We start from the raw sequence: 13,226 nt of genomic DNA, 5'->3' as shown, positions 1-13,226 counted from the left end.
GCGCTGGGCGCCAGCATGATCCAGGGCGCGCGGGTGATGTATTCGCGGCCATAGCCGACCATGTTGCCCAAGGAGGTGAGCGGCGGCTGTACGCCGAGCCCGAGGAAGGACAGCCCGCTTTCCAGCAGGATGATTTCCGGGAAGGTGAGTGTCATCGACACGATGAGCGTGGAGGCGATATTGGGCAGCACATGGCGGCCATAGATGCGCGCCGAGCCGGCGCCGAGCTGGCGCACCGCCGAGGCATAGCCCTGTTCATTGGCAGCCAGCGCCAGGCCGCGCGAGATGCGGGCATAGCGTTCCCAGCTGTGGAAGCCCATCAGCACGACGAACAGCGTGACTGAATTGCCGAAGAAGGCCAGCACCGACAGCGCAATGATCATGAAGGGCATGCTGGCCTGGAAGTCGATCAGCACCAGAATCACCGATTCGATGCGGCCACGGAAATGCGCCGCTGCCAGGCCCAGGCTGGTGCCGAGCGTGGCGGCGATCAGCGTGCCGAAGAAGGCAATGAGCAGGCTCATGCGGATCGACATGATCAGCCGCGACAGCACGTCGCGGCCCAGCTCATCGGTGCCGAGCGCATGGTTCAGGGCGCCGCCCATACCGATCGGCGGCTGCAGGCGGGCCTTGAGATCGAAGGCCGTGAAGCTGTAGGGCGTCAGAAAATCAGCACCCAAAGCCAGCACCAGCATCAGTGTGATCCAGCACAGGCCGAGCAGCACGCCGGGCGGAAACGCGGTGAAAAAGCGCTTGAGCGCGCGTCGGGTTGACGCAGGGTTCTCGACTGGCAGCGGCGCGGTAATATCGGTCACAGCGCGTTCCTTAATGTTGTGCCCGGCCACGGCGCAGCCGCGGGTCGAGCCAGCCATAGGCGAGATCGACGCAGAGATTGGCCGCCACCATGGAGAGTGCGATGGCAAGCAGGATCGCCTGCACCACGGCGAGGTCGCGGTTGGCCACAGCCGATACCAGCAGCCGGCCGACGCCAGGCCATGCAAAGACACTCTCCACCACGACAGCGCCGGCGATCAGGCTGCCGACCATGAAACCGATGATGGTGACGGTGGGGATCGCCGCATTGGGCAGGGCATGATCGGCAACCACGCGGCGCCAGGGCACGCCCTTGGCCGATGCCGTGCGGATATAAGGCTGGCCGAGCACTTCCAGCATGGCCGAGCGGGTGAAGCGGGCCAGGATCGCGGCACCCGAAACACCCAGCGTGATGATCGGCAGGATGGCGGACTGCCAGCCGTCATTGCCGCTGGAAGGCAGCCAGCCGAGCTGTACCGAGAAGACCAGCACCAGCAGCAGCGCCAGCACGAAGCTGGGCACCGTGAAGCCGGCCACCGACACCATCATGGTGAGCCGGTCGAGCGCCGAATTGCGATACAGCGCGGCGAAGATGCCGGCGGGAATCCCCAGGCACAGCTTGATCATGAAGGCAGGAATGGTGATCGCCAGCGTCATCGGCACGCGTTCCAGCACCAGATCGACGGCCGGACGGCCATCGCGCATCGAATTGCCAAAATCGCCACTCAGCGCATTGATCGCATAGGCCAGATACTGTTCCCAGATCGGCCGGTCCAGGCCCCAGGATTTGCGGAAGGCCTCGATGGCCTCGGGCGGGGCATCAACCGACATGATGAGCAGGGCCGGATCGCCCGACAGGCGCAGCACGACGAAAGCGAAGGTGACGACAAAGCCGATGGTGAGGGCGGCGCGGGCGATGCGGGAAGCGACAAAGGACAGCATGGTTCGGCCTTATGCAGCAGCGCGGTCGAGATGATCGGGCGCCACGACATGGCAGGCAACCTGACGGCCATCGGCCATAACGCGCAGGCCGGGCGCCGTTTCGGCGCACAATGCTGTGGCGCGCGGACAGCGCGTGCGGAAGGCGCAGCCGGACGGCGGATTGGCCGGATCGGGCGGATCGCCCTGGATTGGCGCTGGCCGCGCCTCACCATGACGGACGACAGAGGGAATCGCAGCCAGCAGTGCCCGGGTATAGGGATGCTGCGGATCGCGGAACAGGCTTTCGGCTTCGCCGTATTCCACGATGCGACCGAGATACATCACTGCCACATCATGACTGATCTGGCGCACCACCTTGAGATCATGGCTGATGAAGACGTAGGCCAGATTCAATTGCTCCTGCAGATCCAGCAGCAGGTTGACCACCTGGGCCTGGATCGAGACATCCAGCGCCGAGATCGGCTCGTCGCAGACCAGCAGGCGCGGCTGCAGGATCAGCGCGCGTGCCAGCACCACGCGCTGACGCTGTCCGCCGGAGAGTTCATGCGGATAGCGTTCGGCATGATGCGGCTGCAGGCCGACGGCGGCCATCTCGGTGCGCACGCGCTCGAGGCGATCGGCTTCGGACATGCCGGGATGATGGATCTCCAGCGGCTCACCGATCTGCCGGCCGACCGGCAGACGGCGATCCAGTGCGCCGAGCGGATCCTGGTAGACCATCTGCATGGCCTGGCGCTGGGCCCGCCATTCGGCCGTGCCCGGTTTGGCCAGCGGCGCGCCATCGAACCGCACTTCGCCGGCACTGGCGGCCATCAGGCCAAGCAACAACCGGCCGGTGGTGGACTTGCCGCAGCCGGATTCACCCACCAGGCCGAGCGTGCGGCCGGGCAGCACGCGGAGCGAGATGCCATCGACCGCCTTGAGCTGGGCCTTGTGACCGAAGGGGCCGATACCGCCCTGGCGGATGGTGAAATGGCGCGCCAGATCGCGTGCTTCGAGCAGCGGCTGCGTCATTGCGCGATCACCGCGACGGCATGGCCGGAGGCGGCCACATGCGGCACCGATGCCGGCACAACCTCGGGTGCCGGATGCACCGGATCGACATGATAGCGCGCATGGAAGCACTGCACGCGCTCGTTCAGGTCAATCGAGACCTGCGGCGGCATGGTGCGGTGGCAACTCTCCTCGGCTTCGGCACAGCGGGGCGCGAAGGCACAGCCGCGCGGCAGGTTCCACGGCTCGGGCACCGTGCCTGGAATCGCCACCAGGCGACGGCGCGGTCCTTCCAGCACCGGAAGGGCCGCGAGAAGCCCGCGCGTGTAAGGATGCCGCGGGCGATCGAACACGCGACCCGACGGCGCCTCTTCGACCAGGCGGCCGGCATACATCACGCAGACGCGGTCGACATTTTCGGCCACCACGCCAAGATCGTGGCTGATCAGCACCATGCTCATGCCGCTGTCGCGACGGATATCCTGCAGCAGGGTGAGAATTTGCGCCTGCACGGTTGCATCCAGCGCCGTGGTCGGCTCGTCGGCAATCAGCAGGTCGGGTTCGCCGGCCAGCGCCATGGCGATCATTGCGCGCTGATTCATGCCGCCCGAGAGTTCATGCGGATAGTCGTTCAGCCGGCGCGGCGCATTGGCGATGCCGACGCGATCGAGCAGGCGCCTGGCCTCGGCGGTGGCTGCGGCGCCCTTCAGGCCGCGATGCAAGCCAAGCGCCTCGGTGATCTGGCGACCGATGCGCAGCACCGGATTCAGCGACGAGGACGGGTCCTGAAAAATCATCGCCACCTTGCGACCGCGCACGCCATCCAGCACGCGGCGCGGCGCATGCAGCAGTTGCTGGCCATCCAGCATCACGCTGCCGGCAATACGCGCCTTGCCCGGCAGCAGGCCGAGCGCGGCCAGCCAGGTGACGCTCTTGCCTGAACCGGATTCGCCGACCAGGCCCAGCGCCTCGCCACGGCCGACACTGAGATCGACGCCATGCAGTGCGCGGATGCGGCGGTCGCCCTGGGCGAAATCAACCGTGAGGTTGCGGATCTCCACGAACGGGTCCATGCCGATATTCCTTGTTCCTGGGGCTGGAAAGGAAAACGGCGGCGGGTTTATCCCGCCGCCGCATGGTCTGGCTTAGCCGATCTTGAAGTTCTTGCTGCGGAATTCCATCGCAAAGGACGGCGAGGCCTTCCACTGGATGTCCTTGCGCTTGGCGGTGAAGGTGGCGTTCTGGTGCAGCACCGTATAGGCCGGGTCTTCGCGTTCGCAGATTTCAAGCATGCGCTTGAACATGCCCTTGCGCTTGGCCATGTCGGTCTCGACGGCCATCTGATCCGACAGCGTGTTCATCTCGTCATTGGACCATTCCTTGACCTGCTGCTGCTGGCCCTGGGGTCCGTGCTGGTTGACGATGGATGAAATCGGATCGGTGAAGGGCGCGCTGTTCGACCAGTCTCGCACGGCACGGGTACCGTTGTTTTCGAAAATCTGCTGCCAGTTTTCCTTCATCTCGATCTGCACGTTCAGACCGGCCTGGCGCCACATCTCGACCAGGATCTGCGCGGTGGCATTCTGGTTGGTGTAATAGTTGTTGATCAGGCGGTAAGGAATCGGATCGCCCTTGTAGCCGGCGGCCTTGAGCAGCTCGCGCGCCTTCTGCGGGTTGTATTCCGGCACCTTCCAGCCCTCGACGAACATCGGACCGTAGAATTCCCACTGCAGACCCGCCGGGATGCGGGTGCGACCGGCCCACAGGCTGTCGACAATGGCCTGGCGGTCGATCGCATGGGTGAAGGCCTGGCGCACGCGCGCATCGCGCAGCTGCGGGTGGTGCTTGTCAAACACGGTGAGGCGGTGGTTGTCGATCAGGCCGCCCTTCACCTCGAACTTGGCATTCTTCTCGATGCCGGCAATCTGGTCCGGCGGCATGTCGCAGGCGAAATCGAACTGGCCCGAGAGCAGGCCGTTGATGCGCGAGGCCACTTCCGGCACCACCATGATACGCACGGTCTTCAGCGGCGGACGACCACCCCAGTATTCATCATGCGCTTCCAGCACCAGTTCCTGGTCCGGCTTGTATTCCCGCACCCGATAGGGACCGGTGGATACCGGCTTGACCGACCAGTCGATCCAGCTCTTGGCCTCTTCAAAGCCGCGGCGCGAGATAATCTCGCTGCCATAGCGGGCGATGCGGCCCTCCATCGTCACATCCGGCGTACGGTTGACGAAGCGCACGGTGTATTTGTCGATGATCTCGATCTTTTCCAGCGCCGGCCAGGAGCGCTTGGCCACGGCGGGCACTTCCGGCGGCAGTTCCTTGCCGCGCACATTGTCGCGCACCATCACATTGGCAAACAGCGTCTTGTTGCTGGTGATGTCGTAATCGTTGCCGAACATGCGTTCCTTGCCGAAGGTGAACACCACATCCTCGGCGGTCATCTCGTCGCCATTGTGGAACTTCACACCCTTGCGCAGTGTCAGCTCGACCGTGCGACCGTCGATGCGCTTCCAGCTTTCCGCCAGCGCCGGCACGGCTTCCAGCTCGCTCAGCAGATTGCGGCCGATCAGCCCTTCATAGATGAAAGACAGCGAGCGGGCGCCGACATTGGACTGTTCGCGTAGCGGCTCCAGCGACGCCGAATTGGAAATCTGCTGTACGGCGATGGTGATGCTCGGCCGGTTATCGGCCTGGGCAATCGCGAAGCGCGGTAGAACGAAACTGCCGGCGGCAATGCCGGTGCCAACCAGGAATTTGCGACGATGGATCTGCATGACTTCCCCTCCGAGGTCGAATCTGAGGGGGCAGGCTAGGAAGCGGCGATGACCGATCGGTGACATCGCCATGACCCGTGCATGAACCTTGTCGTATGCGGAATGAGTCAACCGACCTCTGCAAGAGAGGTCGGGTGCGGTTTTGCCGGCGGGACACGCCGGTCCCGCCATCCGCAGCGAAGCTTCAGCCCAAGGTCAGCGGACCAGACGGAAGCTGCCGCTGGCCTGATCCCATTCCACCAGCCAGGAGCGATCGGTTTCGACGCCGTGGCGGCATTCCAGCGTCAGGCGCCAGCAGGGCCGGAAACCATCGCTGGCCGCCGCCTGCACCGACCAGCGCGCGATGGCCGCGGAGGCCTGGCGATCCTGCCGCACCAGAAAGGCAGTGGCGCCGCGTTTCTCGGTCGCATCCTGCAGGCGCTGGGTGACATGGAAATCAGCGGCGCCGATTTCCGCCACCACCGCACCGTAGCCGAGCACGCCCAGGCCTTCTTCGGCAGCCCAGCAGCGATCACCGGCGCGCGGCGTGGTGACCACCGTGAGGCGGCGATGATCGAGGCCGAGCTGGGCCAGGGCCGGCGCATGCAGGCCGGCACCGGCGGTGACCCAGAGGATTTGCGCCTGCCGACGGTCGCGCCCGAGCAGGGCTGCGAGGAAACCGCTGACGGTTGCCGCGTCGCCCACGATCTCATGCAGCGCACCGCGGGCAAATTCCTCCAGGATGTCGATCTGCGGAATACCCAGCGTCAGCCCCTGGCTGAAACGGCCGAACTGCCGCAGCAGGCCGGCGCCGAAACGTGACGGGGCGATATAGGAGGCGGAACGCGACTGAACGGACTGAAGCTGAACGGACTGAAGCTGGGCGGAACGGAACATCGGGCGGGCTCCTGAAGGATCAGAACTGCATATGTTCTACTTCTGATCCGTCTATGACGCCATATGTTCTTATTCCTATCTCATTTTTCCAATATAGCTTGGAAATCCGCCAAATCCCGGTGGTCAGGCTGCTTTTGCACGCGCATCCACCCGGGCCAGGCGGGCCAGCATGTAGTCCACCTCGGCCTTTGCCTTGGCGCTCAAACTCGCACCCGGCTTGCGCTGGGCATCGCTGGCCAGGATGCCGCGCTTCATCATGGTGTATTTGCGCACGGCAAGGCCGACGCCCTGCTGCTGTTCGTAGCGCAGCAGCGGCAGATGCGCATCGAACAGGTCATGCGCAGCATCGCGGTTGCCGGCCTTCTGGAAGCGCACCACATCGACCAGCATTTCCGGGAAGGCATAGCCGGTCATGGCGCCATCGGCGCCACGCTCCATCTCGAAATCGAGGAACAGCCCGCCATTGCCGGTGAGAATCGAAATCTCGCGCATGGAACCATCGGCCTGGAAGCCGCGCAGGGCGGTGATCTTTTCCAGTCCCGGCCAGTCTTCGTGCTTCAACATCACGCAGGAGGGATGATCCTGCACGATCTGGCGGATCACCTTGGGCGTCATCTGCACCGACAGCGTGAGCGGATAATCCTGGATCACGAAGGGAATGTCGTCGCCGATCGCCTCGATCGCCTGGCGGTAATAGCCTGTGATCTGGTCGTCGGTGCGTAAAGAGGGGATCGGCGCGATCATCACGCCGGCAGCGCCGCGCTCCATGCTGGCGCGCGCCAATGAGCGCATGGCGGCAAAGCCCGGGGCCGAGACGCCAACGATCACCGGCAGGTTCTTCATGCCCCTGATAAAGCGCGTGGCGATGGCGAGCGATTCTTCCGGTTCCAGCTTGGGCGCCTCGCCCATGATGCCGAGCACGGTGACGCCGGTGGATCCGGCGGCAAGATAGGTCTCGATCAGCCGGTCGGTCGAGACCTCGTCGATGCGGCCATCGGGATGAAAGGCGGTGGGTGCAATCGGATAGACGCCGGCCGCAGTGTGATCGAGACGCATCGGTTTTCTCCCTCATCGCGGCTGCTGTCTGCCGCGTTGACAGCATCCTGCCATCCGCGCCGTGCCGATGGAAATAAAAAGGCGCCGCCATGATCGTTCATGGCGGCGCCAGGTCGGACGTCTGGGGAGGACGTCCCGGGGGAAAATCAGGCCTTGATGAAGTCGAGCAGGTCCTTGTTGAGCTGCTCCTTGTGGGTATCGGTCAGGCCATGCGGCGCGCCCGGATAGACCTTCAGCGTGGCGTTCTTGATCAGCTTGGACGATGCCAGTGCGGCAGCCGCGATCGGCACGATCTGGTCATCATCGCCATGCAGCACCAGGGTGGGGATATCGAACTTCTTCAGGTCTTCGGTGAAATCGGTTTCCGAGAAGGCCTTGATGCAGTCATAGGTGCTCTTGTGGCCACCCATCATGCCCTGCAGCCAGAAGCTGTCGATCATGCCCTGGCTGGCCTTGGCGCCCGGCCGGTTGAAGCCGAAGAACGGGCCGCCGGCGATATCCTTGTAAAGCTGCGAGCGATCCTTGACCGAGCCGGCGCGGATGCCGTCGAACACCTCGATCGGAAGCCCGCCGGGATTGGCCGCGGTCTTGAGCATCAGCGGCGGCACGGCGCTGATCAGGGCCGCTTTGGCCAGCCGCTTGGTGCCGTGGCGACCGATATAGCGGGCGACTTCGCCGCCGCCGGTGGAAAAACCGATCAGGATGGCGTTCTTGAGATCCAGCGCCTCGAACACCGCGGCCAGATCGTCGGCATAGGTGTTCATCTCGTTGCCGTCCCAGGTCTGGGTCGAACGGCCATGGCCGCGGCGATCATGGCCGATGGCGCGATAGCCGTTGCTGGCGACGTGGAACATCTGCGATTCCCAGCTGTCGGCGCTCAGTGGCCAGCCATGGCTGAACACCACGGGCTGCCCCTTGCCCCAGTCCTTGTAATAAATCTGCGTGCCGTCCTTGGTCGTCACATAGCTGCTCATGGTCGTCATTCCTTTTTGTGTGGTGGTCTGGGGTGTAGTGGCAAAGCCGACAGCCGGCAGGCTGGCGGCAGCAAAGGTGCCGGCGGCACCAATCAGGATGTCGCGGCGCGAGACAGGAAAACCGGTCGGTGCAATCTGCGTTTTCATCGTGGTTCCCGTTGCATGATTGTGGTGGTGAGGCTGTGCGGTGACAACACTCTGCCCAACAGAATTGTCCCGGGCCATCAGACACAGGGAGAGTCGACTCATATTTTGGTATGAGGCGGCCCACAGCGGCCGGACTGCTTCAGTTTTGTGACGCGACCGGCAGCGTGAAGCAAAAGCGCGCGCCGGCATTTCCGGCCGCGGCATCGGCCCAGATATGGCCGCCATGGTCCTCGATAATCGAGCGGCAGATGGCCAGCCCCATGCCCATGCCGGCATCCTTGGTGGTGAAGAAGCTCTCGAACAGCTGCGCGCGATGGGCATCGGCAATGCCCGGGCCGCTGTCTTCGACTGTGACCTGCATTGTGCCGGGTGATGACAACCGGCTGGTTACAGCGATCTTGCGATGTGCCGTGCCGGCCTGCGCCATGGCCTGCATCGCATTGAGCACCAGATTGACCACGACCTGCTGCAGTTGGGTGCGGTCCCCCAGCACCGGCAGCAGGTCGGCGCCCAGATCGAGCGACAGCGCGATGCCCTGCCCCTGCATCTCATGACGCAAAAACAGCAGTGCCTCTTCGATCACCGCATTGACCGGCAGGGCGGATTTTTCCTGCACCTGGCGCGAGGCCATGCTGCGGATACGGCTGATGATATCGGCGGCCCGGCGTACATCGGCCACCATGCGGCGTGCCAGGATATTCACCTCGTCCAGATTGGGTTCGGGTCGCCCCAGCCAGCGCAACGAGGCTTCGCCATTGGTGGCAATGGCGGCGAGCGGCTGGTTCACCTCATGCGCCAGCGAGGCGGTCAGTTCACCCAGCATGGAAACGCGCGCGGCATGGGCGAAATCGGCCTGCAGCTTCTGCAGCGCGCCCTGTGCCCGCACCCGTTCGCTGATATCGATCACGCCGACCAGCAGCGTGCCCTTGGCCAGCGATTCCGGCGGGAAGCAGGCGGTGAACAGCACATCGAATTCGCGGCCATCCAGCCGGCGCAGCCGGGTTTCGGCAGCGTAGTTCGGCTTGCGCGACAGGGCGGCCACCACGCTTTCGGCATAGACCATGCTGCTGGCGTCCGGCCAAAACGGCTCGATGCTTTGCAGCAGCGCCGCCTTGTCGCCGCCGCCGAACAGGGCCAATGACTGGTCGTTGACGTCGACCACGCGGGTCTGGCGGATCATCTCGCGCACGACATCCGGATTCTCGGCAAAATGGCGGCGCAGATCCGCGACGCCGGCCTCGCGCAGCCTGCGTGTCATCCGGCCGACGGCAGAGAAGTCGAGTTCCCAGAACGAGGCCGCCATGGCCTGAAACAGGTTGCGGTAACGATATTCGCTGTTGCCGAGTGCCTGTTCGGCCCGCTTGCGGTCGGTGATGTCATGGCCGGATTCGACAATGGTGGCCGGGCCACCGGCATCGGCCGGACGCAGCGACCAGCGCACGAAGATCTGCAGCTCGGCGCCACTGGCCGTGCAACGCGTGACCTCACCCTCCCAGCGGCCCGTGTCACGCAGCTGCGCCTCGATGCTGTCCGGTGGAACGCTATAGCGGGTATGCAGCAGCGCGGCGACATCCTGCCCCAGCACAGCCGCGCGGTGGAAACCGTAGAGCGCCTCGGACGCCTTGTTCCAGTACAGGATGCGGCCATCGAGACGGCGCACCAAAATGCTCTCCTGTACGAGGTCGAGCAGATCGGCGCTATCGGTGAAGGCTTCAGTCATCGCAGCCGCAGTCTAGCCAGGTTGCCGCCTGCAGACCATGTCTCATGCCATGTCAGGCGGCCAGGGCGCGTTCGATGCAGTCGAGCAGCGCGGCAGCCTCGAAGGGTTTTTTCAGCAGGCAGATGGCCCCGCTGGCCAGTGCCCTGTCGCGCAGCGACGGGTCGGCACGCCCGGTGATCATGATGACCGGCAGGCGGTAGTTGCGTTCGACCAGCAGATGCTTGAGCTCGATGCCGCTGAGACCCGGCATCTGGATATCGGTGATCAGGCAGGACGAAGCGGCAATGTCACTGGAGTTCAGGAATTCCTCGGCCGAACCGAAACCACTGGCGCGATAGCCCAGCGAGCGCACCAGGCCGACCAGCGCCAGCCGCAGCGATTCGTCGTCATCGATAATGGAAATGAGGCGGTCGTCCACGCGGCATCCTGACCCTGAGCATGCCTGCGATCTGCCCGGCACCCGATGAATCTCTGCCGGTGACTATAGGATGCCCCGCCGGGGCTGGAATTATACTCAGGTATGATCGCGTAAGTGGTTCAATTCGGCCGAAGATTCAAGGCTTCCGCCATGCGGACCAGATCGGCCAGACTCTGCGCGCCCATCTTGCGCATGGCGGCGCCGCGATGGATTTTCACCGTGATCTCGCTGAGTTTGAGATCGCCGGCCACCTGCTTGTTCATCTTGCCCGCCGTGACCAGGGCCATCACCTGCTGTTCGCGCGGGCTCAGGGCGGCAAAGCGCTCCTGCAGGATCAGGGTGGTGCGGCCCTGGCTGCGGCGCTGGCGGTCTCTCTCGATTGCCGCCGCCACTGCATCCAGCATGTCCTGGTCGCGGAAGGGCTTGGTGAGGAAATCCACCGCGCCGGCCTTCATCGCCTGCACCGTCATCGGGATGTCGCCATGCCCGGTCATCATCACCACCGGCAGCAGCACCTGATGCTCGGCCAGCTGGGCCTGGAAATCGAGGCCGCTCATGCCCGGCAGACGCACATCCAGCACCAGGCAGCCCGGCGCCCCGGCATGCTGCCTGCCATCCAGGAAATCCTGCACCGTGCCGTAGCTGCGGGTCTGCATGCCGACCGAGCGGAACAGGCTGTCCAGCGCAGCGCGCAGCGAAGCATCGTCTTCGATGATATGGACTATTGCAGCTTCGGCCATGTCCAGGACTCCATCCCCGATACGCAATCCCTGACGCCAGATCACTGACAGCAACCGGCTTAGACTTCAAATGCCTTAGATTTTTTAGCACCGGATTTCAAGCCCACAAAGAGCCGACCCCGACGGTGCTCCGATACCTGCTTGACGCCGTTTCAACAAACTGTACTAATAGTACATTATATAAACGAAACACCAAGCCTGAATTTTAGGCAGCCCCAGCCCCAGGAGCGCGCGTATCGATGAGCAGCGACATCCAGTTCACCGGAACGCAACGCCCGATCACGCCCCTGCAGCTGCGCGAGCTCTGCGTCAAAAGCAACATGCCGGCCCTGGTCCGCATCACGGTGCAATACGCCACCATCCTTGGCACCGGCTGGCTGATCCACACGGCGACAGCCTCCGCAGCCTGGTGGTGGGCCGTCCCGTTGATTCTGCTGCAGGCCTATTTCATCGGCTACCAGTTCATGGCGGTGCATGAGACAGCGCATAAAACCGCATTCCGCACGCGCTGGATAAATGCCGTGGTGGGGCAAACATCGGGCGCCCTCATCATGCTGCCCTATGAATATTACACGCTGTTCCACTGGGACCATCACCGCTACACCCAGGATCAGGACAAGGATCCGGAACTGCTGTTCAAGACGGTGCCGCGCAACTGGCTGGCGCTGGCCTTCACCTTCTCCGGCACCACCCAGGTGCTGAAACGCTTTGCCCTGATGCTGCGCCATGCCATCACCGGAAAAGTGACGGCCCCGTGGATCCCCGAGGCCAAGCGCGGCCTGATCGTGCTGGAGGCGCGGCTCTATCTGCTGGTCTATGCCGCGCTGCTGGCCGGCTCACTGGCGCTGCAGACAGCCGTGCTGCTATGGGCCTGGCTGCTGCCACTGTTTCTCGGCCAGCTGCTGCTGCGGCCCTACCTGCTGTCGGAGCATACCGGTTGCGCCACGACGGGCAGCGCCTTTGAGAATACCCGCACCACCTACACCAACGCGGTGATGCACTGGTTCGCCTGGAACATGCCCTATCACGTCGAACATCACGCCTATCCCTCGGTGCCGTTCCACGCACTGGCGAAACTGAACACCCTGATCGATGGCCATATCCTGCATAAGGGACAGGGGTACACCCGCGTGGTGCGCGAGGTCTGGGGCCACCTGCGCGCGAAGGCACTGGGTGCTGCTCAGTCGGGCAGCAGCACCGATTCGACCAGCGCGCGGGCATGAGCCGGCGTCACTTTGCGCAGGCCGAACAGGAACTGGTAGAACAGCGTGCCGTAGATCCGGTCATACAATTCGGCCGCCGGCACTGAGCGGCGGAAGCGGCCGGCATCCTGGCCGCGCTGGATCACCTTGATGCCGATGCCCCTGCGCGCCTTGAGATAGCGGTCGCGGAACAGTGCACCGGACCCGTTTTTCGCCATGCCCTCGGCGATCACCGCCACCTGCACCTTGCCGAAATCTGCGTTCAGCGCCCGGGCATAGGCGGCGGCATGGTCGCGCAGGATGGTGAGCGGATCGCCCTGCTCGGGCAGCGGTACCATCACCGCGGCCTGGCGCAGGAAGGCATCGATCAGCAGGGCATCGCGCGAAGGCCACCATTTGTAGATGGTCATCTTGGAAACCTGCGAGTCGCGCGCGATGGCATCGACCGTGGTGGCCGTCAGGCCCTGCGATGCGGCCAGGCGATAGGCCGCCTCCAGAATCGCGGTTTCGGTTTCCAGCGAGCGTGGCCGGCCACGGCGGGCCGGTGTCCTGGCGGCCGGCA

Annotated in this window: 13 protein-coding genes; 1 reads left to right on the top strand and 12 read right to left on the bottom strand. The window is 64.2% G+C overall.

The genetic code is table 11. The features are described from left to right. The 11 genes from AAG799_RS19370 to AAG799_RS19320 all read right to left on the bottom strand — a co-directional run. A partial coding sequence (locus AAG799_RS19370) for an ABC transporter permease (RefSeq protein WP_341898489.1) occupies positions 1–815 on the bottom strand: 815 nt, incomplete at its 3' end. Between the two features lie 10 nt (positions 816–825). Continuing rightward, positions 826–1,755, bottom strand: coding sequence for an ABC transporter permease (locus AAG799_RS19365; protein WP_341898488.1), 930 nt, complete (start codon positions 1,753–1,755; stop codon positions 826–828). A 9-nt stretch (positions 1,756–1,764) separates the two neighbouring features. Continuing rightward, positions 1,765–2,769 carry an oligopeptide/dipeptide ABC transporter ATP-binding protein gene (locus tag AAG799_RS19360; protein ID WP_341898486.1) on the bottom strand — a complete coding sequence of 335 codons (1,005 nt, stop codon included), beginning with the start codon at positions 2,767–2,769 and terminating at the stop codon, positions 1,765–1,767. Beyond that, positions 2,766–3,821 carry an ABC transporter ATP-binding protein gene (locus AAG799_RS19355; protein ID WP_341898484.1) on the bottom strand — a complete coding sequence of 352 codons (1,056 nt, stop codon included), beginning with the start codon at positions 3,819–3,821 and terminating at the stop codon, positions 2,766–2,768. Before AAG799_RS19355 ends, AAG799_RS19360 begins: the two co-directional genes overlap by 4 nt. A gap of 72 nt (positions 3,822–3,893) precedes the next feature. Then, the gene (locus AAG799_RS19350) at positions 3,894–5,531 is read right to left on the bottom strand and encodes an ABC transporter substrate-binding protein (protein ID WP_341898482.1); all 1,638 of its coding nucleotides are present in this window, start codon (positions 5,529–5,531) and stop codon (positions 3,894–3,896) included. A gap of 195 nt (positions 5,532–5,726) precedes the next feature. Further along, positions 5,727–6,407: a hypothetical protein gene (locus tag AAG799_RS19345; protein WP_341898480.1), complete on the bottom strand. Its 681-nt coding sequence runs from the start codon at positions 6,405–6,407 to the stop codon at positions 5,727–5,729. Between the two features lie 123 nt (positions 6,408–6,530). Beyond that, positions 6,531–7,463: a dihydrodipicolinate synthase family protein gene (locus AAG799_RS19340; protein WP_341898479.1), complete on the bottom strand. Its 933-nt coding sequence runs from the start codon at positions 7,461–7,463 to the stop codon at positions 6,531–6,533. A gap of 146 nt (positions 7,464–7,609) precedes the next feature. Further along, on the bottom strand, positions 7,610–8,437 hold the full coding sequence (locus AAG799_RS19335) for an alpha/beta hydrolase (protein WP_341898491.1): 828 nt from the start codon (positions 8,435–8,437) through the stop codon (positions 7,610–7,612). A 286-nt stretch (positions 8,438–8,723) separates the two neighbouring features. After that, complete coding sequence (locus AAG799_RS19330; protein WP_341898478.1) at positions 8,724–10,304, bottom strand: ATP-binding protein; 1,581 nt, start codon at positions 10,302–10,304, stop codon at positions 8,724–8,726. A gap of 52 nt (positions 10,305–10,356) precedes the next feature. Then, a complete protein-coding gene (locus tag AAG799_RS19325) occupies positions 10,357–10,722 on the bottom strand; it encodes a response regulator (RefSeq protein WP_341898476.1) in 366 nt (121 codons plus the stop codon). 119 nt (positions 10,723–10,841) lie between these two features. Then, a complete protein-coding gene (locus AAG799_RS19320; protein ID WP_341898474.1) occupies positions 10,842–11,462 on the bottom strand; it encodes a response regulator in 621 nt (206 codons plus the stop codon). 239 nt (positions 11,463–11,701) lie between these two features. Between AAG799_RS19320 and AAG799_RS19315 the strand changes: the two genes are divergently transcribed. After that, positions 11,702–12,685, top strand: a complete 984-nt coding sequence (locus tag AAG799_RS19315; RefSeq protein WP_341898473.1) for a fatty acid desaturase — start codon at positions 11,702–11,704, stop codon at positions 12,683–12,685. Here AAG799_RS19315 and AAG799_RS19310 read toward each other — a convergent pair. Next, positions 12,643–13,226: TetR/AcrR family transcriptional regulator (locus tag AAG799_RS19310; RefSeq protein ID WP_341898472.1), on the bottom strand; the 584-nt coding region annotated here is incomplete at its 5' end. The genes AAG799_RS19315 and AAG799_RS19310 overlap by 43 nt on opposite strands.

Source organism: Ferrovibrio terrae, from assembly GCF_943371255.1.
Lineage (GTDB): Bacteria > Pseudomonadota > Alphaproteobacteria > Ferrovibrionales > Ferrovibrionaceae > Ferrovibrio > Ferrovibrio terrae_B.
This window is presented reverse-complemented; position numbering and strand designations above follow the sequence as displayed.